Source organism: Halopenitus malekzadehii (assembly GCF_900108505.1).
GTDB classification, from domain to species: domain Archaea; phylum Halobacteriota; class Halobacteria; order Halobacteriales; family Haloferacaceae; genus Halopenitus; species Halopenitus malekzadehii.
Map to the genome: position 1 here is coordinate 503,785 of NZ_FNWU01000001.1, position 24,193 is coordinate 527,977.

General features: G+C 66.0%; 22 protein-coding genes. 14 read left to right on the forward strand and 8 right to left on the reverse strand.

Going from position 1 to position 24,193, the window contains the following annotated elements; translation table 11 throughout:
- The first annotated feature begins 65 nt into the window (after positions 1-65).
- Together BLW38_RS02585 and BLW38_RS02590 are read left to right on the forward strand one after the other, a co-directional pair.
- Positions 66-590: a DUF7342 family protein gene (locus tag BLW38_RS02585; RefSeq protein ID WP_245710029.1), complete on the forward strand. Its 525-nt coding sequence runs from the start codon at positions 66-68 to the stop codon at positions 588-590.
- Positions 591-594: 4 nt separating this feature from the next.
- Positions 595-1,038: a hypothetical protein gene (locus BLW38_RS02590; protein WP_092813860.1), complete on the forward strand. Its 444-nt coding sequence runs from the start codon at positions 595-597 to the stop codon at positions 1,036-1,038.
- A gap of 66 nt (positions 1,039-1,104) precedes the next feature.
- Here BLW38_RS02590 and BLW38_RS02595 read toward each other — a convergent pair whose 3' ends face one another.
- Positions 1,105-1,500, reverse strand: a complete 396-nt coding sequence (locus BLW38_RS02595; protein WP_092813863.1) for a hypothetical protein — start codon at positions 1,498-1,500, stop codon at positions 1,105-1,107.
- A 220-nt stretch (positions 1,501-1,720) separates the two neighbouring features.
- Here BLW38_RS02595 and nadA point away from each other — a divergent pair, with 220 nt between their 5' ends.
- Genes nadA through nadC form a run of 3 tightly spaced genes read left to right on the forward strand, consistent with a single transcriptional unit; the run spans position 1,721 to position 5,266 of the window.
- On the forward strand, positions 1,721-2,854 hold the full coding sequence (nadA, locus tag BLW38_RS02600; RefSeq protein WP_092813867.1) for a quinolinate synthase NadA: 1,134 nt from the start codon (positions 1,721-1,723) through the stop codon (positions 2,852-2,854).
- A 5-nt stretch (positions 2,855-2,859) separates the two neighbouring features.
- Entirely contained in the window at positions 2,860-4,428 is a 1,569-nt protein-coding gene (locus BLW38_RS02605) for an L-aspartate oxidase (protein ID WP_092813870.1), read from the forward strand.
- Entirely contained in the window at positions 4,418-5,266 is an 849-nt protein-coding gene (gene nadC, locus BLW38_RS02610; RefSeq protein ID WP_092813873.1) for a carboxylating nicotinate-nucleotide diphosphorylase, read from the forward strand. Before BLW38_RS02605 ends, nadC begins: the two co-directional genes overlap by 11 nt.
- A gap of 49 nt (positions 5,267-5,315) precedes the next feature.
- Here nadC and BLW38_RS02615 read toward each other — a convergent pair whose 3' ends face one another.
- Positions 5,316-6,242: an HFX_2341 family transcriptional regulator gene (locus BLW38_RS02615; protein WP_092813876.1), complete on the reverse strand. Its 927-nt coding sequence runs from the start codon at positions 6,240-6,242 to the stop codon at positions 5,316-5,318.
- 115 nt (positions 6,243-6,357) lie between these two features.
- Here BLW38_RS02615 and BLW38_RS02620 point away from each other — a divergent pair, with 115 nt between their 5' ends.
- Positions 6,358-6,855, forward strand: coding sequence for a LabA-like NYN domain-containing protein (locus BLW38_RS02620; protein ID WP_092813879.1), 498 nt, complete (start codon positions 6,358-6,360; stop codon positions 6,853-6,855).
- Between the two features lie 22 nt (positions 6,856-6,877).
- Positions 6,878-7,063, forward strand: a complete 186-nt coding sequence (locus BLW38_RS02625; RefSeq protein WP_092813882.1) for a hypothetical protein — start codon at positions 6,878-6,880, stop codon at positions 7,061-7,063.
- Positions 7,064-7,090: 27 nt separating this feature from the next.
- Here BLW38_RS02625 and BLW38_RS02630 read toward each other — a convergent pair whose 3' ends face one another.
- Positions 7,091-8,485 (reverse strand): MFS transporter, encoded by a 1,395-nt coding sequence (locus BLW38_RS02630; RefSeq protein WP_218143019.1) that lies wholly within the window; start codon positions 8,483-8,485, stop codon positions 7,091-7,093.
- 203 nt (positions 8,486-8,688) lie between these two features.
- Between BLW38_RS02630 and BLW38_RS02635 the strand changes: the two genes are divergently transcribed.
- The gene (locus BLW38_RS02635; protein ID WP_092813885.1) at positions 8,689-9,195 is read left to right on the forward strand and encodes a PUA domain-containing protein; all 507 of its coding nucleotides are present in this window, start codon (positions 8,689-8,691) and stop codon (positions 9,193-9,195) included.
- Between the two features lie 56 nt (positions 9,196-9,251).
- Here BLW38_RS02635 and BLW38_RS02640 read toward each other — a convergent pair whose 3' ends face one another.
- A complete protein-coding gene (locus tag BLW38_RS02640; RefSeq protein WP_092813888.1) occupies positions 9,252-9,887 on the reverse strand; it encodes a DUF7344 domain-containing protein in 636 nt (211 codons plus the stop codon).
- 150 nt (positions 9,888-10,037) lie between these two features.
- Here BLW38_RS02640 and BLW38_RS02645 point away from each other — a divergent pair, with 150 nt between their 5' ends.
- The 5 genes from BLW38_RS02645 to BLW38_RS02665 all read left to right on the forward strand — a co-directional run bounded on the left by BLW38_RS02645 (position 10,038) and on the right by BLW38_RS02665 (position 14,636).
- On the forward strand, positions 10,038-10,397 hold the full coding sequence (locus tag BLW38_RS02645) for a response regulator (protein ID WP_092813891.1): 360 nt from the start codon (positions 10,038-10,040) through the stop codon (positions 10,395-10,397).
- Positions 10,398-10,633: 236 nt separating this feature from the next.
- Complete coding sequence (locus BLW38_RS02650; protein ID WP_092813893.1) at positions 10,634-11,164, forward strand: hypothetical protein; 531 nt, start codon at positions 10,634-10,636, stop codon at positions 11,162-11,164.
- 112 nt (positions 11,165-11,276) lie between these two features.
- Positions 11,277-13,460 (forward strand): PKD domain-containing protein, encoded by a 2,184-nt coding sequence (locus BLW38_RS02655; protein WP_092813896.1) that lies wholly within the window; start codon positions 11,277-11,279, stop codon positions 13,458-13,460.
- 53 nt (positions 13,461-13,513) lie between these two features.
- On the forward strand, positions 13,514-13,771 hold the full coding sequence (locus BLW38_RS02660) for an MTH865 family protein (protein WP_092813899.1): 258 nt from the start codon (positions 13,514-13,516) through the stop codon (positions 13,769-13,771).
- A gap of 76 nt (positions 13,772-13,847) precedes the next feature.
- Entirely contained in the window at positions 13,848-14,636 is a 789-nt protein-coding gene (locus BLW38_RS02665) for a J domain-containing protein (RefSeq protein ID WP_143040786.1), read from the forward strand.
- Between the two features lie 210 nt (positions 14,637-14,846).
- Here BLW38_RS02665 and BLW38_RS02670 read toward each other — a convergent pair whose 3' ends face one another.
- From BLW38_RS02670 to BLW38_RS02685, 4 genes are all read right to left on the reverse strand, one after another.
- Complete coding sequence (locus BLW38_RS02670; protein WP_245710031.1) at positions 14,847-16,265, reverse strand: NAD(P)/FAD-dependent oxidoreductase; 1,419 nt, start codon at positions 16,263-16,265, stop codon at positions 14,847-14,849.
- A gap of 81 nt (positions 16,266-16,346) precedes the next feature.
- Positions 16,347-17,318: an archaeosortase A gene (gene artA / locus BLW38_RS02675; protein ID WP_092813902.1), complete on the reverse strand. Its 972-nt coding sequence runs from the start codon at positions 17,316-17,318 to the stop codon at positions 16,347-16,349.
- Between the two features lie 71 nt (positions 17,319-17,389).
- Positions 17,390-20,509, reverse strand: coding sequence for a BGTF surface domain-containing protein (locus BLW38_RS16410; RefSeq protein ID WP_218143020.1), 3,120 nt, complete (start codon positions 20,507-20,509; stop codon positions 17,390-17,392).
- A gap of 1,227 nt (positions 20,510-21,736) precedes the next feature.
- Complete coding sequence (locus BLW38_RS02685; protein ID WP_092813905.1) at positions 21,737-22,501, reverse strand: VOC family protein; 765 nt, start codon at positions 22,499-22,501, stop codon at positions 21,737-21,739.
- A gap of 169 nt (positions 22,502-22,670) precedes the next feature.
- Between BLW38_RS02685 and BLW38_RS02690 the strand changes: the two genes are divergently transcribed.
- Entirely contained in the window at positions 22,671-24,143 is a 1,473-nt protein-coding gene (locus BLW38_RS02690; RefSeq protein ID WP_092815543.1) for an MATE family efflux transporter, read from the forward strand.
- Positions 24,144-24,193: the final 50 nt, after the last annotated feature.

Consider the following 24,193-nt stretch of genomic DNA (forward strand, 5'->3'; position numbering starts at 1 on the left):
CTCGATCGCCCGTTACTAATATCCAGTACAATAGATATATATTTAGTAACGGTCTATTCGATCCTATGTCCGATACCACCGAACCGAGCGACGATCACGCCCGCGACGCAATGACTCGGGGTGACCGGGTGCGAGCCGCCGCACGGACGCTTCGAACACCACGGAGCCCAGCGTGGGTCGCCGAGGAGACCGACGTCTCCGTGAAAACCGCTCAAAAATACCTCGACCAGCTCGTCGAGGACGACGTTCTTCGTCGGATCGAACGGGCGGATCGATCGCTATACTGCGTCGATCGATTGATGGCGACCTACCGCGAGGTCGCGGCGCTACAGCGTGAACACGACCGTGAGGAGCTGACCGACGTCCTCGAATCGATGCAGTCCGAGATCGCGGCGTGGAAAACGACTTACGACGTGGAGTCGCCGGGCGAGCTTCGGGCAAGCATCGCGGACGTGGCCGATCCCGACGAGGTCAAGGAGCGGCGTGAGGTCGCCGCCGACTGGGAGCATCTCGACGACCGGATCCCCATCGTTCGTGCTGCCCTCAACGAGTACGACTGGGCGAGCGATCGGGACGTCGTGCCGGTGTGAGAAGATGGGCTTGCCAGGAACGATCGACAGCTCGACCTATCAGGGACTAAAGGACGTCCTGCAACGATATCCGGTGGTCACCACCGTCACGTACGAACCGGACAGCATTCGCAAGCGATCGATTCGAGCGCGGATCGATCCCGCCAGAATCTCACCACCGACGGGACCGGCTACTCCCACCCTGGACGTCGAATGGCGGTTCGAATCCGAGACGTCGTACTACCGCATCCACTATGCGGACCCGAACACGGGGTTTAATTGTGGCTGGCACCGCGACCGGGATCATCCGGATCTCGGCAACGTCCACTTCCAATATCGAACCGAGGGAATGAATCGGCCGGCTCGTGAGGCCGCCGCGTTCGAGCAGGCCATCCCGACGGAGATACTCTGGACGGCTCTCGAACGTCTGTTCGAGACACACCTTCCGTCACTAGTTGGTGAGGAGTGAGGACGAACGGATAGAAGGCCTAAGTAGGAGAGGAACGGACACCTTCGATCCTGACGGCAAGACGTCTCACGTGTTTCCGTCTCGTCGCCGCCGAACGCCGATCGCGAACAGCACGCAGCCCGCGCCGATCGCGCGAACGACCGAGACGAACCGGTCGGACCACTCGACGTCCCCGGGCCGGTCGTAGGCGACCGACGCGCCGACGTCGAGGTAGCGACGCGGGGCGGCGAGGACGACGGTTCCGATCACGCCCATGAGCGTCGCCAGCCATCGGTAGGGCCGACCGCCGATGAGGGCGATCGCGACGTATGCAAGCCCCTCGGCCCGGATCGCCGACTCGAGCCAGGGTTTCGGGGTCGCCTCGCCGGCCGACTCGAAGGCGACCGACTCGTAGACGGTGAGCGTTCGGTCCGGGAGGGCCGCGAGGAGGGCGCCGAGCAGCCCCAGGAGCAATCGTGTCATACGATATCTATGAATTAGGAATATATAAGGGGTGCGTGGTGGTGCGATCGTTCCACGGTTGGGGCTATCGAATCTTTAAAACCTTTATGAAGGCATACCCGTGGACAATATATCTTTCATCCCGATACCGAATCGTGATATGGGTTCAAATCCTATATTGAAGATAAAATTTTATCAATAGTTGCCGTCGACGTTTGAGTCACTACACGATCCATAATCTATGCCAGAACTCAAATCGACCTCCCTCGAAACGGATCTCAGCCTCTTCAAATACGACGATCTCGAGCGGCTGCCGCCGCAATACCGGGATCTGAACGAGGCGGAGCGGACGGAACGGATCGAGACGGCACGCTCGGCGCTCGGCGATGACGTGGTCATCCTGGGACACAACTATCAGCGCCGGGAGATCATCGAGCACGCCGACTTCGTCGGCGACTCCTACGGCCTGAGCGAGCGCGCTGCGGCCGCGGACGCCGAGTACGTCGTCTTCTGTGGGGTCACGTTTATGGCCGAGTCCGCGGACGTCATCACCGACGACGACCAAACCGTGATCCTCCCGAGCATGGAGGCGTCCTGTCCGATGGCTGGGATGGCCGAGGCGCTGCAGGTCGACGACGCCTGGGAGACGTTGACCGCGGCGGCCCCGGACGCGGATATCGTCCCGATCACCTATATGAACAGCTACGCCGATCTGAAGGCCTTCTGTGCCGAACAGGGCGGGCTGGTCTGTACCTCCTCGAACGCCCACGAGGCCTTCGAGTATGCCCTCGATCGGGGTGACACCGTCCTGTTTCTCCCCGACAAGCACCTCGGGGAGAACACGGCCCACCGGCTGGGGATGGCCGACGCGGTCGTCGAGTGGGACCCCTGGGATCCCGACGGCGCCGACGCCGACGCGGTCGCTGACGCGGAGATCGTCCTCTGGGACGGCTACTGTCAGGTCCACGAGCGGTTTACCGCGGACCACGTCGCGTCCGTCCGCGAGCGCCACCCCGACGCGAACGTCATCGTCCACCCCGAGTGTCGCCGCGAGGTCGTCGAGGCGGCGGATGTCGTCGGGTCCACCGCGACGATCCGCGAGACGGTCGCGGATGCCGATCCCGGCGAGACCTGGGCGATCGGTACCGAGATCCACCTCGCGAACCACCTCGACCGGTGGCATCCGGACGTGAACGTGGTGCCGCTGTGTGGGGACGCCTGTATGGACTGCAACGCGATGCGGCAGGTCGACCCGAACTACCTGACGTGGGTGCTTGAGGGACTCCTCGAGGACGAGCCGCGGAACGTGATCGAGGTCCCCGGCCGCGAGGCCAAGCTCGCGTCGCTGGCGATCAAGCGGATGTTGGAGCTCTGATCCCGATGGCCGACCGAACCGACGCACCCATCGACGGGGAAACGACCGACCTGCTCGTGGTGGGCAGCGGGATCGCGGGCTGTGCGGCCGCGCTGGCCGGCGCGCGAGCGGGCGCGAACGTCACCCTCGCCACCGAGGCGAGCCGGCCGGCGGACGCGACGAGCTACTGGGCCCAGGGCGGGATCGCGGTCACCCGGGATGACCCGGAAGCCCTGAAGCGTGACGTGATCGACGCCAGCGACGGCACGGCCGACCCGGCTGCGGTGGACGTCCTCGTCTCGGGGGCCGACGCGGCCGTCCAGGACGTCCTGATCGACACGCTCGGCGTCGCCTTCGACGAGGGATACGGTCGCGAGGCCGCTCACGACGAAGCGCGGATACGCCACGTCGACGCCGCCACGGGGCGACACGTACTGGTTCCGTTCCTCGAACACCTCCGCGGACTGTCGGCCGTCGAGATCCTGGAGGACACCGCGGCCCTCGAACTGTGTACGCACGAGGGGCGCGTCCACGGTGCCCTGCTCGAGCGTGACGGCGAGGTGACCCCGTGGTTCGCCGGCGCGACGGTGCTGGCGACCGGCGGGATCGGCGCCTGCTACCCGCGCTCGACGAACCCCCGGACCGCGACCGGCGACGGGATCGCGATGGCCGCGCTGGCTGGCGCCGATGTCGCCGATATGGAGTACGTGCAGTTCCACCCGACCGCCTTCGCGGGCCAGGGAACGGACGAGCGTGCGACCGGGAACGAAACCGCCGGATCCGGGCCGACGCCGGACCGCGGGACGTTCCTCCTGAGTGAGGCCATCCGCGGCGAGGGAGCGGTGTTGCGCGACGCGACCGGCGAGCGGTTCATGCCCGAGTACCACCCGGACGCCGAGCTTGCGCCCCGTGACGTGGTCGCGCGGGCCGTCGCGACCGAGCGTGAGCGCACGGGGGAGGTCGTCCTCGACGTGACGCCGATCGACTTCGCGGGCGAGTTTCCGGCCCTCGCGTCCGAATGTGCCGATCGCGGGGTTTCCCTCGAGGACGGGATTCCGGTCGCACCCGCCGAGCACTTCCTCTGTGGCGGGATCGACGTCGACCTCGAGGGGCGAACGTCGCTCGACCGGCTCTACGCGGTCGGCGAGTGTGCCCGGACCGGCGTCCACGGGGCCAACCGGCTGGCGTCGACGAGCCTCCTCGAGGGACTCGTGTGGGGACTGCGCGCCGGCGAGACGGCGGCGGACACGGGCGTCGAGGCCGGTCCGAAGCCGATCGAGCCGCCCGAGCTCCTCGATCGTGACCCGGCCCTTCCCGACCGGTTTGCCGCGGAGAAGTTTCATCGGCTCCGCCGCGTGATGGACGCGGAGCTGGGCATCGTCCGCGATCCGGCCGGGATCGAACGGGCACAGGCGACGATCCGCCGGCTCAAGGGCGAGGTCGACGCCTACACGCGAACCCGGACGAGCCGGGCGCTCTACGAACTCCGCGGGGCCTGCGTGTCCGCGCTGTTGATCACACGGGCCGCAGCCGCAAACGAGGAGTCCCGCGGCTGCCACCAGCTCACGGAGGGAGCCCCCGTCGATGCCGATTGAGCGCTCCGCGGTCGAGCGATGGCTGCGCGAGGACGTGGGCCACCACGACGTCACGAACGACGTCCCGGGCGAGACGTCGGGGCGACTCGTCGCGACGGAGCCGGGCGTGGTCGCGGGAACCGAGGCCGCGGTCGCCGTCTTCGAGTACCTCGGCGTCACGGTCACCGACTGCCTCGATGCCGGGGCGCCGGTCGAGCCCGGCGACGTCGCGATGTCGGTTGCCGGTCCCACCGAGGACGTTCTCCGCGGCGAGCGCGTCGCAGCCAACCTGGTCGGGCACGCCTCCGGGGTCGCGACGCGCACCCGGCGGGCGGTCGAGACGGCTCGCGGAGTCTCGGAGACCGTCCGGATCGCGGGCACGCGCAAGACGACGCCGGGGCTACGCGGTCTCGAAAAGCGGGCGATTGCGGCCGGCGGCGGCGACACCCACCGGCTCGACCTCTCACATATGGCGATGGTGAAGGACAACCACATCGCCGAACTCGGCCTGGAGCGAGCGGTCGAACGCGTTCGTGACCGGAGCTCCTTCGCGACGCGGATCGAGGTCGAGGCCGAGGACGTGGAGACCGCTCGGGCGGCCGCGCTGGCCGGCGCCGACGTCGTCCTACTCGACAACCTCCCGCCCGAGACCGTCGAGCGCGCGGTGTCCGTCCTGGGTGATCTGGCGAGTGACGGGTCGGTCGAGGTCCCGAGCGACCGCGTGCTGACGGAGGCCAGCGGCGGGATCACGATCGACGATCTCGAAGCGTACGCCACCACCGGCGTCGACGTCGTCTCGATGGGGTCGTTGACCCACAGCGCGTCGGCGCTGGACTACTCGTTCCGGACGGGGGAGTGAGGCTGGTCGACGATCGACGGGGACACTGACCGCAGTCGCGTCCGTCTGATCACTTCGTCGTCGACCGACTGTCCGTCTCGGACTCGTCGGCGTGTGAGCGGACCCAGAGCTCGCCGATGCGCGAGAGGCGGGTTCGGTAGGACTTGCCGTGTTCCTCGCGTTCGATGTAGCCCTTGCCGCCGGGGCCGAGTTGGTCGACGTTGTAGATGACCTTCGAGCGGAAGGAGTCGGTGTACTCCTCGCCGAGCTCGCGGGCCAGCGTCCCGGCGAGTTCGGAGACGGACTCGAAGACGCCGTGTTCGCCGAGGGTGAAGAGGATCAGCTCCTCGAAGGGCTTGACGTTTGAGAAGGAGGCCACCGGGAGCTCGATGATGTGGTCCTCGCCGAACTGTTTGGCGCCGATCGTCGTACCGCGCTCGTCGAACTCCGCGAGGAGGTCGCGCGCCTCTTCGAGGTGGTCCGCGAGGTCCTCCCGGTCGGCGTCCGCGAGATCGCCGGCGAGGACGTCCTCGAGGTGGTCACACTGGGTGCGCAGCGTTTCGGCCAGCTCGGTCTCGAGATACTTCTCCGGGACGGTGTAGTAGGTGTGGATGCGGTCCCGGTCGCCCTCCCGCTCGACCATGATCGAGTGGGCGGCGGTCGCGAAGGCGAACGAGACCGTCCGGGGCATCGCGGAGACGTTCACCCACACCTCGCTGCCGGCGTCGAGCTCGTCGTTGATCAGCCCGTAGGCCTGCTCGAAGGCGGCGTCGTAGTCGTAGACGTCCTCGACGACGAACCGCTCGGTGTCGGCGCCGAGCAGGTTGCGGAAGTCCTTCTCCAGCTTCTCGGCGAGCCGGCGGGAGTACTCGACGTTGGCCTCGCTGCCCACGGCGCCCTCGAGCAACACCACGTGGTCGACGTCGAGTTGGTCCCGCACGAGCGGGGCGATCAGCCGGTCGTAGTCGAACCCGACCGGGACGATGTGGGTCTGCATACGTTATCCTACGGCGGGTCATTTATATATCCCCTCAAGTGGCATACCGTTCAATCTGAAGCGGGCGTGGTCGCGCAGTGGGAAACCCCTTAAGAGCGGGCGCGGAAGCGGGCGTATGACCGAGATCCACGCGAACCAGCGCGTCGCGGTGTTGACGGACTCACAGAACCTGTACCACAGCGCGCAGAGCCGGTACTCGCGGAAGATCGACTATTCGGCGCTCCTGGAGAAGGCCGTCCAGAACCGCGATCTCGTGCGGGCGATCGCCTACGTGATCCGGGCGGAGTCGCCCGAGGAGGAGCGCTTCTTCGAGGCGCTGCGGGACATCGGCTTCGAGACGAAGATCAAGGACATCAAGACGTTCCCGGACGGGAGCAAGAAGGCCGACTGGGACCTCGGAATGAGTCTCGACGCGGTGACGCTTGCCAGCCACGTCGACGTCGTCGTCTTGTGCACCGGCGACGGCGACTTCGCGCGGCTCTGTTCACACCTCCGACACGAGGGCGTGCGCGTGGAGGCGATGGGGTTCGGCTCCTCGACGGCCGACGAGCTGGTCGACGCCGCCGACACGTTCGTGGATCTCGGCGAGCGCAAGGACACGTTCCTCCTTTAAACTGGGGGCACGAACGGGGAGTATGAGCATAGATCGGCCACCGGCGGCGATCGCCGAGGCGCTCGCGATGCCGTTCATCCTCGGGATGGCACTCGGGTTGACGATCGGCCGGTTTCTCGGCGGGCTCCACATCGGCGTGCCGCTCGGGCTGGCGCTCGTCGCGGTCTTCGCCGTACTCCGGCGGGGACTGATCGCGCTCGCACGGTGACGGCCACACTCACGGACGCAGATCGCGTCACGGACGCAGATCGCCGCGACGAAGCAGCGTCGCGATCGCACAGCCGACGAGCGCGACGGCGGCCAGCACGAGGAAGACGGCCGCGTCCGCGGTCGCGTAGGTGAGGACGACGCCGACGATCGTCGCCCCGAGCGCGCCGATCCCGAAGGTCCCGAGGTAGGTGAATCCGAACGAGAGGCCGCGTGACTCGGGCGGGGAATAGGCCGCGACGGTCGCCTGGCTGAACGGCTGGATGCCGAACAGCACGAACCCGAGAACGGCGCTGATCGCCAGTAGAGGGCCCACCCCGGCCGCCGCAAGCGGGACGAACGCGACCGCGATCGCCGCGAGGAGGAACAGGACGATCGCGAGCCCGCGCTCGGGCTCGATCCGGTCGAGGAGGCGCCCGCTCGTGTACTGTCCCGCGATCCCGATCGTCAACAGCCCCACGTAGACGTATCGCGAGACGTCGAACTCCTCGGCGAGCGGGCTGTCGGGGGCAAAGAGACCGAGCCGGACGTCGCCCACTGCGGCCAGGAGGAACTCGCGCAACAGCTCCGGAAGGAAGGTCACCATTCCGCGGTAGACGAGCCCGTTGCACAACACCACGAGGAAGACGAGCGCGAATCCGGCGGTGAACACCCGACGGCTTCCCGCGAGGAAGTCGCGAAGCGACCGGATGTCCGTATCCGGGTTCGTGTCCGTGTCCGCCTCCGGCTTCGTCCCCGTATCCGGGTTCGTGTTCGTGTCCGTGGATCCGCCGTCGGCCTCGGCGGCGGTGGCGTCGGTTCTCGTGTCTGCGTCCGCCCCCGTGTCCGCGCCAGCACCCGCATCAGACCCCGCGTCGATCCCCGCGGTCTCGTCGAAGTCGGCGGAGAGCCCGATGACGCCGGCGACGATCGAGATCGCGCCGAGGGCGGCGGCGACGACCCGCCAGTCGACGACGAGCAGCAGCACCGCCGCGGCCAGCGGGCCAAAGGCGATACCGACGTTGCCCGCCATTCCGTGGTAGCCGAAGGCTGCGCCGCGTCGATCCGGGTCGACGCCGTTGCTGATGAGCGCGAGCCCGGCTGGGTGATAGACGCTGGCGGCGATCCCCCAGCCCGCAAGCGCCAGCGCGATCCCCACGAGTCCCGGCGCGAGGGCGAGGGCGAAAAAGGACGCGCCCATCCCGAACAGGCAGCCGATGATCAGCCGCTTTGAGCCGAACACGTCCGCGAGCAGCCCGCCGGGAAGCGCGCCCACGCCGAAGAGCCCGTAGCCCACCGTGACGACCCCGCCGAGAACGGCCGCGGTGACCGAGAACTCGGCCAGCCAGACCGTCATCAGGATCGGGATCGACAGCTCGTAGACGTGGACGAGCCCGTGGCCGGCCATCGTGAACGCCGTGATCGAACGGTCGTTCGCGTTCACGGGTCACACTCCGCGGGACGGACGCGGGCACGCCGATCGTGTGTGGGGAGTGAGCAGGGATACATCGGCAACGATCGATACGGAGAGGGACCGGTACCCCAAAGAACCCACCGGATCCGGAACGCTGTGGGTCCGAACGCGACCGCGATCGCCGGTGACATAGCGCACGAGCTCTTTATATGTCGGGGCAGCCAGGCTGGCGTATGAGCGACACGACGACGCTGTCCGACCTGCGGGTGGTTGCGGACTACCAGTTCGGCGCGGGCGCCGGCACGGCGCTGTTTCCACCCGGGGAGCCCCACTCGATCCGGCGGTCGAGCGGCGGCCGCCCGCGTCAGGTGCTTGCTGGCGACGTCGACGCCTCTGGTGGTGATGCGGGCGAGCGACTCGTCTCCTACGGGACTGACGGACGGTTCACCCTCGGGATCGCCGGCGGGCGGCGGCTTCGAGCGGCCCTCGATCCGCCGGCCTACCGCGTCGTCGTCGGTGCCGAGAGCGAGCCCTTCGTCCGGGACGGGAAGAACGCGTTCGCGAAGTTCGTGCAGTCGGTCCACGACGCGGTTCGCCCGGGCGATGAGGTGCTTGTCGTCGACCCCGACGACGAACTGTTGGCGGTCGGGCGCGCTGAGCTTGCCGCCTCGGAGCTGCGGACGTTCGACACCGGGATGGGCGTGAAGGTGCGCGGCGGTGTCGGCGTGGCGGCCGACTGAGCCGCACGCCAGCCGCCGACCGAGCCGCACGCTAGTCCCTGGCTGACGACCATACGCTACGTCGATCGGAGTTCCGGCGGCGGGCCCGCATCGCCCAGCCGGATCCGGTCGTCTCGGAACGTCTGGACAGTCGCCGAAACCGCGACGCTCGCGACGGTGACGGCCGCGATCTGGAGATCGCCGACCTCGGTGAACAGGCCGACGTCGAGCCACGCCAGCCCGATCAGGAGCGCGTTCGCGACGCTGAGCCCGAGGTAGAACTGGCCCCAGGGGATGTCCCGCGGGTCGACGACCTCGAGATGGATGTCAGCGTTTCGGACCGCGTCACGCAGCGCCACCGTCCCGCGGTCCTCGTCGTACGCCACCAGCCCCCGATCATCCATCGACGAGAGGTGGCCCTGGTACAGCGAGATGTAGACGCGCTTGCGCTCCTGGGCGGTGAGCGCCTCGACGGGCTTGTCGTTCTCCCAGGCCGCCACCTGCTCGGCGAGATCGCGGACGTCCACACGCTCGTCGACCTGCTTGAGGTAGTGGATCGCATATCGGCGGCGCTTGTTCGAGAGAACGTCGTAGACGTCGTCCTGGGTGAGTCGATCGTCGCCCTGGCCGCCACCCGGAAGCGACGGTCCGACCCGGGACCGGATCGACGACCGGAGCGTGGTGAGAATCGACGACGGCGATGGGAGGTCCATAGCAGCGACGGTAGTCGTATAACCCGAACGAGTTCCTGTAAGTGTTCCCATCCGTTCGGACGAGTGACGTTTCGGTCCTACAGACGGATCACGGTCCGAGAATAGTTGGATTTTTAATCATTCACTAACAGGATCCGGTGACTCCCCGGAATGGTCGACGTCCTCCTCGTGGAAGATACTGATATGCAGCGTGCCCTCCTGCATGGGTTTCTCATCCCCGAACACACGGTCGTCGGAGTCGCAACGACCGGGGAGGAGGCGATCCGCGAGGCGGAACGCACCGCCCCGGACGTGGTCGTGATGGACGTCGACCTGCCCGGCACCGACGGGATCGAGGCCACTCGGGCGATCAAACGGGCCAACCCTGACGTCGCGGTCGTGATGAGCACCGCGATGGTGATTGATGAGACCCGCGACCGCGCCACCGACGCCGGGGCGGACGCCTACCTCACGAAGCCCTTCAGCAAGGACGACCTTCTCGCCACGATCGACGAGGTGTGTGGACGTTGATCGTGGTGCGTGCTACCATCCAACTCCAACGCTACACGCCAACACATCGAACCCTTCAAACCCTCGAATTCGGCACGTTAGGGCGCCCTAACTAGCCGATACCGGATCGTTAGGATGCTCTAACTACTGGGTAGGTCGGGCTTACAATGATGGTAGGGGTATATGTATGCAATAGAGACGCCGGCCGGGGGCACCGACGCCCGCCGCGCTGACGCGTACACAAGGAGACAACAACTATGGCACGACCCAAAGGAAAGCTGCTTGCGCTGGTATTGGTCTTCGGAGCGATCACGGTCGTCACGGCCACGGGCGCGTTCACCACGGTGGAGGCGGAACGGACCGCCGAAGTGAACGTCACCGGTGACGCGAACGCGCTGCTTGGACTGACGGAGTACGAGGACAGTGATGGTGACACGCCGTACGCGAGGACTACCGACGATGGTCAGATCGTGATGGTTCTTGGTGAGAATATGAGTACTGGCCAAGGTGCAAGCGGTATCAACGCCAACGCGAATACCACGATCCAGAACGCGATAAACGTTACAAATCAGGGGAACCAGGAGGTTGATGTAACCCTTAGCGTACAAGATTCAGAGGGTAACTCCGTTAACGGAATAAATATGATCTGGTCGGACGGTTCCACTGGATCTAAAGCCCTCTCATCGGGAACTACTGAAACGTTCGGGATCGAGATTAACCTCCTCGGCGCTGCATCCGACGGTGACCTGGATGATCTCACGATCGTGATCAACGCGAGCGCAAACTAGACTTATATATAATAGATCACAACGCAGTCCTTGGATAACGCCGAATTCGGTCGCTGCGGTTTTCATACCGAAGTGATCCGATAATCAGCAATCCATTAGCCACCACGCCACAATGAAACTCCGCTCCATCACCGCCGCGGTCGTCGTACTCTTCGCGCTCGGCGCGATAGTGGCGACCGGAGCGGTGTTGGGGACCGCGGGCTCGCCGACGGAGAATCTTTTTAACGGCGAGCCGGACGTCGAGTTCGGCGCCACCAACGGCACGAACGGGAACTACGTCGTGAGCGACGACGACGGCGAGCTCCGGATCGACCTCACGGATCCGGGCGTGAACGCGGAGGCGTACACGACCGTCGACCGGATCTTCTACCTGCACAACCAGGACACCCAGGAGGTCCTCGTGTGGGTAACCCACGACGGCGGCGAGCGGGTCTCGATGACGAGCGATGAGGGCGGAGCGCCGATCGAGGGCGAAGAGAACGCCGTCACGCTCGCGCCGGGCGAGCGCGTGGTCGTAAACGTCGGCCTGGACAGCCAGGGCATCGAGGAGGGCGACCGACTCCTCACGAGCGTGACGATCCACACCGGCTACGAGCTCGAGGAGGAGGTCGGCGACGGCAACGACACCGACGAGAACGCGTCCGACGGCGGACCGGGGACGCCCGGATCCGGCGGCGGGGGCGGAGGCGGTGGCGGGGTCGGCGTACCGGGCGAGGAGACCCCCGAAACGACGCCCGACGAGGAGAGCGAACAGGGCGAACCGGGTGAGGAAGGTGAACAGCCCGAGGGCGACGCGCCCGGCGAGGACGTGATCGACTCCGAGACGGGCGTGGAGGTCGAGTTCGAGGGTGAACCGGACGAGGACGGAACCGCCGACGCGGACGGCGGCGAGGGATCCGATGCCGGGATCACGGTCCGTGAACTCTCGAACGAGGACCTCGACGCGATCGACGCCACCGCCAGGGACGGCAACCCGCGAGCAGTGATCTCGACGGCGGAGGACGAGGACGGCGACGGCGTCAACGACGAGAGTGACGGCTCCGAGGGCGACGCGATCGACCTCGCGGAAGGCACCATCGTGACGACCGTCGGGGAACCGACCCGGCTCTCGGGCGAGCGGTCGACGATCAGCGTTTCGAGCGGGGTGACGGAGCAGGACCGGATCGTGCGCGCGGTGGACATCGAACCGCCCGAGAACCGCCGGAATCAGCCGGCCACGGTGCGGCTGCGCGTCGACCGCGACCGGTTCGGCGACGCCGACCCCTCGGGCGCCACGCTCGGCCACCGGACCGAGAACGGCTGGGAGCTGCTCGACACCACCGTGACGGAAACCAACGAGAACTACGTGGTCGTGTCGGCGCGCACGCGCAGCTTCTCTCCGTTCGCGGTCTTCGTCAACCCGGACGTCACCTACCAGTGGACGCTGCCGGACGGAACCACGCAGAGCGGCCGAGTGCTCGAGTACACCTTCGCGGAGCCGGGCCAGTACGATGTCGGACTCACCGTCCGCGACGCCCTCGGTCGCGAGAGTACGGCCACCCGGACGGTCATCGCCAACGACGTGCCGACCGCCGAGGTCTCCGCGGAGTACGACCGGGCGGCCGAGATGGCGACCCTCACCGCGGACGTCACGAACGAGGTCGGCGATGCCACGGTGACCTGGACGTTCGCCGACGGCACCACGAAAACCGGCGAGACGATCACCCATCCCCTCGAACCCGGCGAGCACGTGGTGGACGTGCGCGTGGCCGACGAGTACGGGGCCGCCACGGAGACCACCGAGCGGATCGCGGTCGCGACCGGCTGGTCGGTCGTCTCCGAGCTCTCGGCGCTGGGCATCGGCAGCACGATCCTCTGGCAGACGCTCCTGTCGCTGACCGCCCTCGGCCTCATCGTCGCCGCCTACCGCTACGTCCCGTGGGGACGCGCCGTCCCCGAGGGTCGCGGTCCCCGAATCACGACCTTTGAGGACCCGCGCGTTAGCCTTGAGACCAACCGCTTCGCGATCGGGTCGCTGTCGGTCATCGATCCACAGGTCGCGCTCGATACGGTCACCATCACGGTCGTCGACGGCGACGGTGACGAGGTCGTCCGCAAGCGCCTCGAGATCGTCGGCGACCGCGAGTACGAGACCACGGATGAGACGATCGTCGTCCCGCCGGGAACCGCGCTCGACTCCGACGAGAGCTACCGGATCCGGGTGACTGCTCGCAACGTGCGCGACCGGACCGGCACGCATAACGGGACCTCGGTACGGGTCGTCGAGGCCCTCACGAACCCGGTTCCGTCGGTCTGATCGGCGGTCACCGTTCCACAACGCTTTTTCGTTCGCTCGGAAACCTCCCACGTATGACTGACGTCGAATCCGAGCTTCGCGCACAGTTCACCGAGGCCTTCGAAGGCGCGGAGTTCCCCGTCGAGAACCAGATGGACCTCGTCCCGGCGCTGCCGAACGGCCCGGGAACGACCTTCGAGGCCGGCGACGTGCGGTTTACCGCGATGGAACTGGCCACCAAACTCGGCGGCGAGCAGGAGTTTCCGTACGAGTCCGTCGAGGCGTTCGTCGACGACATCATCGCCGGACTCAAGAAGAACGATATGATCTAACCCGTTTTCTCGCGCGGATGCGAGAGATCTCCGTCGAGTGGTTCTTCCCCGTGCGTACACTACGCCGGGACAACCCGTGGTGGTCGACACAGTTCCTCCGTTGCCGGCGTGGCTCCTGATCGGTCTCGGAGTCGGACTGCTCGCGACGGGGGGCGTCGTGGTCCTCTTTTATCTCGGCGATCGGCTGTTACCGGCCGGCGGTGCGTCCTCGGCAGCCACGTCCGGCGTGTCGATCGACGGCGACGCCAGGCGTCGGACCGAGATCCGGTCGTACCTGTCCGCGATCGGCGAACGGTTCCAGGAGGACCATCCCGTTCACGACGACCCGGTCGACTTCTATCTCCCCGATCGGAAGGTCGCCATCACGTTCGATGCCCAGCAGTTCTTCCGGCTCGAGCGCGCCGGCGTCGCCGCCGTCCTCTGTGAACACGAACTTCCCGGTCGTGGACTCGGCGACCGGTTGCCCTTCGACACGCCGGAGACGCCGACGTTCGGGTCGGGCGACGCCCGGGACGTCGGTCCCGCTGGCGACTCTGGTCGCGACCGGATCGCCGGGGCGTTCGGGACGTCCGGCAGGCACGGTGAGGACCCGGTCGCAGCCGCCTTCGCGGAGCTGGATATCCCGCGCTCGAGCGACGAAGACGCGGTGAAACGCGCCTATCGCGATCGAGTGAAGGACGTCCACCCGGACCAGGGCGGCGACGAGGCGGCGTTTCGGCGGGTTCGGTCGGCGTACGCCACCGCGACCGAGTACTGTCGACGGAGGAACGACGCCGCCGAGACGGAGCCTCGAGCCGCGGGTCGCCGATCACGGGGATCCACGACAACTGCCAACGGGCGACGCACGACCCGAGGACGTCGGTAGCACGATACTCGATCCTCGGCCGGTCGAACAGCGATATGCCGGTCGAACAGCGATATGCCGGTCGAACAGCGATATGCCGGTCGAACAGCGATATGCCGGTCGAACAGCGATATGCCGGTCGAACAGCGATATGCCGGTCGAACAGCAATATGCCGGTCGAACAGCAATATGCCGATCGTGTCCTCGGCCCCCCACGAGGGTCGACGCCGATCAGGGGTCCACCGCTCCGAGAACGATCTCGCTCGCCTGCCGCCCGCTCGCGAGCGCACCCTGGATGGACGACCAGTCGGTGTACTCACCGGCGAGCACGACCGGTCCCTCGGGTGCGTCGGGAGCCGGCAGCCTCTCCCGGAATCCGGGCGGTTGCGTGAACTGCGCGAACGGGGTTCGGTCGGTCACGAGGGGTTCCAGCCCGTCGAGCGAACGCTCGGGGAACCAGGACGCGAGCGCGCGCTCGGTCTCGGCGGCAAGCGTCGCGTCGTCGCGATCGAACGCATCGTCGTCGACGAACGTGGCCGCGAGCAGCGTCCGGTCCTCGGGGGCGTACTCCGGGGCGACCGCGCCGAGCGGAGCGACCGTGTTCGGGCGATCGCCGCCGGCGTTCAACAGGATCCGGGGGCCAGTTCCGAGCGACCGTCCGGGCGGGAGCGTGTACCACTGCGTGACGCAGCCGACACCGGTGGTCGGTATCGACTCGACATCCGTTAGCCGGCGGGCTTCCGGCGGCGACGTCGCGACGACCGCCGCGTCGGCGACCGTCTCCGAGCCGTCCGCGAGACGCAGTCGGACGCCATCGTCGTCCGCATTCACGCCACCTTCCGTCGATCCTCCACCCCGCGACTTCCCGGCCGCCGATCCCTCGGCCGACGATCCCTCGACCGTCAGCTCCTCGACGGTCGTTTCGAGACGGAGCGAGCAGCCGGCATCCCGGGCTCGCCCGGCGAGCTGCCGAGTGATGGCGCCCATCCCGTCCGCCGGGACGACGGTTCGGCCCTCGCTCATCGCGTGGAAGGTCTCCCGAAAGACGCGTGCGGAGCTCGACAGCGACCGGTCGAGGGTAATGCCGCCGTAAAAGGGGGCGACGAACCGGTCCAAATACGTCTCGGAGAAGCCGCGTTCCCACAGGAACGACCGGATGGATTCGTCGGTGCCGGCGGTTCTTATAAACCCGAATCCGTCGACCGGGTCGGGTTCGGAGTCGGGATCGACGTCGGACTCGGAGCCGGACCCGGTGGCCAGCTCGCGTTTCAGTCGGAGGGTTCGGAGCTTGTCGGCGAACGGTATCTCCCGCGAGAACGCCGACTCGAGGGCTGCCCGCGGATCGCGGAACGGATCCGCGAGCGTCGATCGCGACCCCGGCCGGCAAATTATGGCGCCGGGCGCGAACGCCCGGAGGTCGAGCGCCTCGAGGTCGAGTTCGGCGCGAGCGGCCGGGTAGGAGTCGAAGAACACCTGGAACCCGCGGTCGATCGTGAAGCCGTCGACGGTCCGGCTGCGGACGCGCCCGCCGACGGTCCCCTCGCGTTCGAGGACGGTGACGTCGGCGCCCGCCTCGGCCAGCCGCGCGGCGGCCACGAGCCCAGCAGGCCCCGCGCCGACGACCGCGACCGCCATCTCGGAGTCATCCATACCCGGCGTTCGCGGCGGACCCACAAAAACGTCCCAGGGCCACGAGGGGCGGGAGGCGGCAGAGGGTCCGGTCGGTGGTGGCTACCGATCGACGTTCGTCGGTTCCCGCGGGAGATCGAGTGCCGCAAGCAGGTCGTGCTCCTCGCCGGTCAACACGTAGAGGACGTCCTCGAGAACGACGACGAGCTCCGGTAGCTGGCGAGCGACGAGGTAGGTGATCCCGACGAGCGCGACGACGGCGAGCAGCTGGCTGAGGATCCGGTCGGAGACGAAAAAGGACACGCGGTAGGGGTCGCTGGCGCCGAACATCGCCATCACGAGTTCGGGCTGCCAGTGCATATACTGGTTGCCGGTGACGATCGTGATGAACGTCGTCCGGGCGATGTTCAACACGTAGATGAGGGGAATCGAGACCGCGAGTCCGCGGAGCTTCCGCGAGATCGGGGCGTCGACGGCCGCGATGAGCCCGCCGAAGATCGCCATGCTCCCGATTCCGGTACACGCGAGTACGACTGAGACGAGAATGATCTGCTCTTCGGGGCCGTAGACCCACCGGAAGGTTGCCAGAAAGCCCTCCGAGCTCTCGACCATCGTCGGCGCGTACCCGAGGAGGTCCATCGCCGCAGCCGTCTGGGCCGCCACGATCTCGATGAACACCCGCTTGGGTTCCGGAAGGGTGATCCCGCCGACGGTCACCGCGGGGACCGTCTCGAATGGGAGATAGATGAACAGCATCGCCGCGACCGCGCGAGTCAACACGAACAGGGATCCGCGGCCACGATGGAGCAGATAGCCGGCGTAGGTACACGCCGGAACGGCGACGAGCGACAGGATACTCTCGACGTAGCTCTGGTGTTCGAGGGCGAAATAGGGCACCATCGTGAGCCAGAAGATCCCGAACAACACCCACGTGCCCGCCGCGAACGGTCGCCCGAGCGAGTGCCCACGGCGGTCGAGGAGGGCACCGATCGCGAACAGGACGGCGACGACCCACGCGAACGTGAACGTATCGGGCAGCATCGAGAGCGCCGACTGGCCGATCGCGGCGATCATACACCACCGAAAACGGGATCGCCGGGTAAAGCCCTTGCCGTTGGGGACGATCGGGAACCGATCGACGACGCCTAGCGAACGCGCCGGTACGTCGCGAAGGCGAACAGCGCGACGCTGATCGCGGAGGCGATCGCATCGATGGCGATCCGGTTACGAACCGTGCCGAGTGCGCCGAGGATCACCCCGATCGATCCGGATCGGAGCGTCGCCAGGATCGACTCGATAGATGCACCAACGTCGATGTCCCCGATCAGATCGACCAGGTCACCACTGACCGAGCTGCCGACCGTCTCGATGACCGTTTCGCCGACCGTCTCGACGACGTCACCGACCGCACCGCCCGGTCCACCATCGTCGCTCGCCCCGCCAGGCCCGGTGCCGCGATCGCCGGCCGTTGGCGGGCTATCGGTCGCGCCATCGGCTCCGCCTGCGGGAGTCGTGTCGCCGTCGACGGTGGCGTCATCGGGAGTCACGGTCGCCGCCGGATCGGGCGTCTCAAGCGCACGTATCCGTCCACCCACGGTCGGACGAGGAGAGAGGTCGGCGTCGTGGATCGACACGCGGTATCGGTCGCCGACGGAGCCGGCCGTGAGGTCGAGCGTCGACGTCCAGGTACCGTCCTCACGGACGCGAACGCCCTCGTCCACGGCCCGGAGCTCGGGTGCTGGTTCGTCGGTCGACTGAAGCCGAACCGTGAACTCGGTCCCGGGCGCGAGGGTCGTCGTGCCCGTGAACGACTGGTCCGGGGCGGCGTGTGCGTCATAGGGATCGGCCGTGAACGTCGCGTCGCGCTCGACGACGGTGACCCCGGTCGTCACGTCCGCCTCCTCGTGGGTTTCCACCGCGGTATCGGTATCCATCGCTTTACCCTCCGTATCGGCGCTCCCATCCACCGCGACCGACTGCATACCGATGGCGTCGGGTGACGGTCCAGGGTCACGCGATCGCGTTGGCGGCCAGCCGATCGCTCCAGCCTGGCCCACACCCGCGACGGACCCGCCGATCGGGGAGCGATCCACGGTGACGATGGATCCCGGCCCGGTGACGGGCGATCGGTCCACGGCGACGACCGGCCCCTGCATCGATCCGATAGCCGGCGTGCGTCCGGTGGCGACGGGCTCGATGCTGGCGGGCAGATCGGATCCAGGATCGTCGGCGTCACCGGCGTCGTCGGCGTCACCGGTGCCCCCACCCGACTCCGACGAGGGCGACTCGGCGGTACTGATCCCGAGTTCGAGCGCCGGCGCGAGGCTCGGATCGACCGCAGAGCCGTTCGTGAACCGAAGCGTGTCGGTCTCGACGAACAGTGCGACTCCATCGCCGCCCCGGTCGGGCACGATTCCGAGCGTGCTCGCGCCTACATCGATCGCCCGCGACGCGGTTGCGTCGCCGTGTTCGATCTGGCCGTTTCGTTCGGCTCGTTGGGACCGTTCAGTCGCCGTCACCGCGATCGGGGGCGTATCGAATGCCGGCTCGGCGTCCGGCGTGTCGGTCGCTCCGTCACGGCCCGTGAGCAGACCGAACCGGTCACGTGGTCCGGCGTCCGGACGCCGTCGGTTCGTCAGCGCCAGGGGACCCGACACGCCGGCAGACTCGACCCTGAAGACGGCCACGTCGCCGGCCGCGACGGCGTCGGTTCGAGTGACTGCTCCCCGTTCGACGGCGGTCGAAAGCGCCGTTGCCGGCGTCTCGGCCGCGAGTATCGATCGGGCCGTCCCGGCGGTCGTGGTCCAACTCGAAGCGGATCCCTCGCTCGTGGGCGTCAGCGTGAGCACGCCGTCGGCGTCGGCCGTGACTGCGGCCGGATCGGGGGCCGATGCACCGGAGGCCGCGATCGGGTACTCGCCGGCACCCAGGCCGCCGGAGCGGAGTGATTGGTCGGTTCGCGGATCGAAGTCGATCGTCGCCCCGGCGTCGATCGACGCCGGTGCCAGCTTCACGACGGGGCCGGCCGTCGTCCCCGCGGTATAGGTGTTGACGTGCAGCGTAACCGAGGATGTCGCCCCGAAGTCCGTGATCCGGACCGTCGCCTCGTAACCAGCCGTCCCGTTCCCGATCACGAGCGTGGCACCGGACGCCGAGTCCGTCGTTTCGCCGCCCGCCGAGACCGAGAGCTCGACGACGCTACCGGCGGTGGCATCGATGGTGGTGTTGGCAAGTGATACCGAATTAGGTCGAACCGGATCGTGTATAGGAGCCGACCCGTTCTCACCGCTACGGCCGTCAGCTGGCCGGGTGTCGTGACCCGCGGCGCCACCACCGGTATATCCGCCACGAGGGGTCCTCGTAGGTTTCCCTCCGTCAGAAGGTATGGTCTCCGGTGACGAGACGGGCGTTTTAGTGGATACGGATTCCGGTGTTTCCGTCTCCGGTATCGATGGAGTTGTCGGTACGTGGATCGGTGACGGCGTTGGCGTCGGCGTTGGTGTTGGCGTTGGCGTCGGCGTCGGTGTGGGAGTCGGCGAGGGGGTCGGCGTTGGTGTTGGCGTTGGCGTCGGCGTTGGCGTCGGCGTTGGTGTTGGTGTCGGCGTCGGTGTGGGAGTCGGCGAGGGGGTCGGCGTTGGTGTCGGAGATGGCGCGGGCGTCGCCGTCTCGATCGTCGGCGTCGACAGCGTGATCGATCCGGTCGCCGAATCACCGGTGAGCGATTCGGTGGCGACGATCGGATGCGTTCCGTCGGGAAGCGCGGCCAGCGTCTCGTCGTCGAACGAGACCGAGACGGACCGCGAATCACCGACGGCGAGGCCCTCGAGTCCGGTGACGGTTCGAGTGACCGTTCCCGACCCGACGTCGACGGTCACGTCGAACGGGTCCGAGCCATCGGTCTCCCCGACGTTCGTCACCGTCCCCGCGATCGATACCGATCCCGACTCACTCCGCTCATAGGTGTAATCGGTCGGATCGAGCGTAACCGAATACTGCGGCGGCTCGACGATCGTGACCGTCCCGGTCGTACGGTCGTGATCACCGCGTACCGTGACTGATCGGACGTCGCCGGTCGACGCGTTCTCGAGGCCGTGTGTGAGCGTCGTGATCGCCGTCGATCCGGAGTCGACCGTCACCGACTGCGTCTCGACGACCGTCCCGTTGACCAGCAGTTCGATCGTGTCGGTGTACGTCGATCCGCCCGTGTTGGTGAGGTTAATGCTATAGTTTGTATATTCCTTATTTGCATAGATTGATTCTGGCAAATCTGTACTAATATCTGAACCAGAAATGTTGATCGACGTGGAAGTATCTACATTTGTAGTGGGATCCCCGACAGAGATTCCAGATTCACCAGAAACACCGATGGCATAGTCGCCTACTTTTTCTCCAAGTGTGATATCCTCGTCCGAAATTCCGTACGAAAATTCAACAGTATTGTTCTTAACTGAGTTATTTATATGTGTTTGATCAAAGTATTCATCACCATCAGTATCGATTCCAATGGTTGCTTTGGTAGTTGATTCTCCTGTCTTAGAGACGACTGTTGACTCTGATGAGTTCGATAAATCAAGATCTTTGGATGTTGTCTCGTGAACAGTTCTATCCTTTATATCTAGATCTAGACTTATTTCATCTTGACCCGCTGTCGCATTACTAAGCGATTCAGATCCGGTCTGTATGAGTACGTCGGTAGCATAATGTCCCGACGAAGCAGGATTCAATACCTGATTACCAGCGGTTGAACGATTAGTATAATCACCACCATCATTCAGATAGACAATTAAAATCCCATCTTCTCGAATTTCAAGTGGTTGGCTAAAATTCAATAAAAGTCGATTATCCTGCGTTTCAATAGTGTCGAAGTCAACCTTCTTAGAGAATATAACTTCATTATATACATCATATTTGGACATTGTTCCTTCATAGTAAACAGTAACATCGGAATGGTCAAAAGAATCCCCGAAAACTGGGTCCTCGATCTCTTGACTGTAATCTATAACTAGATCACTCATATTATTTGTCTGAGATGACTTGTCAAATTCAACAGTGACTTCGTGCTGAGATTGGGTATTTATATCATCTGAATAGGCCTCAACGGTACTATTGGAACTATCAATAGCAGTTGTTTTTCCAATTAACCCACCTGGAACCACACCCGCAGTACCGACGAGCGCGACGAGGAAAACGGTACGAAGCATCGATCGTGTCGGAAACGGCTCTCTTGTCATAGGGGACGAACCCACACCGGAACACGGTATACGCGATCGAGGGGCCGCTCACCATTTCGGCTTCCCCAACGGTATATCACTTCACTCGATAGAGTTCAATTAATTCTATTAGTTACTTAATAAAGTATATATTCACAACGTCTGTATTTGCAAAAAGGTAGCCGTCGAAGCGTCGTCGAATGTCACTCAAAAATGTATTCGTGCGTGAATGTCCGCGATCCGGCGTCGATCGGGACGGCGATGTCGGGTGCGAGAGAGCCGCTACTCTCGGTTCAGGATCTCGATCTCGTGGCCGTCCTGATCGGTGGTGAACGCGTACCGGTTGTTGCAGGATTCGGGATCGCGATCGTCGGCGGCGCCGCGCTCCATCAGCGTCTCCCAGTCGCTCTCGAGGTCGTCGGTCCGGACACAGAGGTGGCCCCAGGCGTCGCCCATCTCGTAGGTGCGACCGTCGTAGTTGTAGGTGAGCTCGACGGACATCGCCTCCTCGGCGGCGTCTGCGGGCTCCATGAAGTAGTTCGCGAACGTGTCGGCCTCCCAGCGGCCCGCGGGCTCGTACTCGAACTTGCGGGTCCAGAAGCCGATCGCCTCGTCGGCGTCCTCGACGCGGATCATCGTGTGGTCGAGGCTCCACTTCGCGCCGTGGTCGCGTTTCACGATCTCGATCTCGTGGCCGTCGGGGTCCGTCACAAACGCGTACCGGTTGTTGCAGGATTCGGGATCGCGGTAGTCGTCGACGCCGTTGGCCAGCAACTCGTCGTAGGCGTCCTGCAGGCCGTCCTCCGGCACACGAACCGCGATGTGGCCCCAGGCGTCGCCCATCTCGTAGGACCGGTCGTCGTGGTTGTAGGTGAGCTCCAGGAGCGCGCCGTCCGCGTGGACGTCCTCCGGACCGAGATAGACGTTCGTGAACGTGTCGGCCTCCCAGCGACCTTTCTCCTCGTAGCCGAAGTTGGACTGGTACCACTCGAGGCTCTCCTCGAGGTTCTCGACGCGGATCATCACGTGATCGAGTAGGGGATTCATCCGGATCGATATTGGGTGAAGACGTGGAAAAACGTACCGTCCTCGGCCCTCCCGGCCGTTGGTCGGTCCCGCCACCGATCCGGATCGCGGGCGATGTCGGCAGCTCCCGGAGACGCCTGCCGGCGGCCGAAACGCCTTAGGTGTCACCGGGGAAGGGGTGATGTCTCCCGTGTTCCGTCCCCCGAATCCGGTCCGGCTCCTGATCCTGTGGATCGGGCTCGCGCTCGCCCGTCTCGGCCTCATCGATCGCGATCGGGCGGCGCGGACGACCGAGCTCGCGTGGCCACGCGTGGTGACGGGGATCGCCCGGATGTCGAAGAACGCGGTCGACGTCGCGATGGTCGGCATCGCGGTCGGCTCCGCCGCGATCGCGGGCGTCGGGTTCGCCGGCCCCTTCTGGGGGCTCGCGTTCGCGATCGGTGGCGGGATCGCCGGCGGGACGATCGCGCTCGTCTCCCAGCGCTACGGGGCCGACGCCCACGAGGACCTCGGGCAGGCCGTCCGCGGCAGCGTCCTCCTCGTGGTCGTCGTCACGCTCCCGGTCGCGGCGACCTTCTGGCTCATTCCGACGGACCTGATCGGACTCCTGTCGAGTGACGCCCGGGCGATCGAACTCGGTGCGCGGTATCTCCGGATCGTCGGGCTCGGGATCCCCTTCGCCGCGCTCAACCTCGTCGGCAGTCGCGTTCTCGTGGGGAGCGACGACGCATACACGGCGATGCAGCTCCGTGCCGGCGGCGCGATCGCGAACGTCCTCATCAACGCCGTCCTCATCTTCGGTCTCGACCTCGGCGTCATCGGCGCGGCGATCGGGACGGTGCTCTCGAACGTCGTGGTCGCGACGGCCTTCGCGGTCGGGCTCGTCCGCGGCGGATTGCCCGGGATCGGCGCATTTCCGGTGCGTATCTCGCCGATCGGCGCGTACGCAGACCCGGAGACCATCGCTGATCTCGTCTCCATCGGCGCGCCGGTCGGCGCGCGTAACCTCGTGTGGACGGCCGCCGAGTTCCCGATGCTCGGGATCCTCGACGTCTTCGGCCGCGACGTCGTCGCCGCGTTCGTCATCGCCAGGCGGATCTGGGGGATCATGAACACGCCCGGCTGGGGATTCGGGTTGGCTGCCTCGAGTCTGGTCGGCCAGGAGCTCGGAACCGGCGCGGAGGACGCCGCCGAACGATACGGACGGGACATCATCCGGTTCGCAGTGGCGACGTATCTCGTCTCGGCCGTCCTCGTCGCGGCCTTCGCCGAGCCGATCGTCGGTCTGTTCGTCGACGACCCCGGCGATCCCGCGATCCCGATCGCGGTCACGCTCGTGTACGCCGCCTGCGTCGCGATCGTGTTTCAGGGCGTGGCCGGTGGCGCCGCAGGGCCGCTTGACGCGAGCGGCGACACGACCGTGCCGTTCCTCAGCCAGTTTCTCGGGATGTTCTGCGTCTCGATCCCGCTTGCGTACGTCGGGGCGACGACGCCGCTCGGTCTGTGGGGCGTCTACCTCGGGTTCCTCGCGGAGACGGGCGTCCCAGCCGCGATCAACTACTGGCGGTTCGATTCCGGAACCTGGAAGTCGATCAGCCGGGGCTATCGGCCGGGAAACGAGGCCGGAAGCGACGGCGGGAGTGAGAGCGGACGCACCGATTGATCGTTAACGCTTGTGGAACGGCCATCGGTTCCCGACGGCGGTTCGTCGGC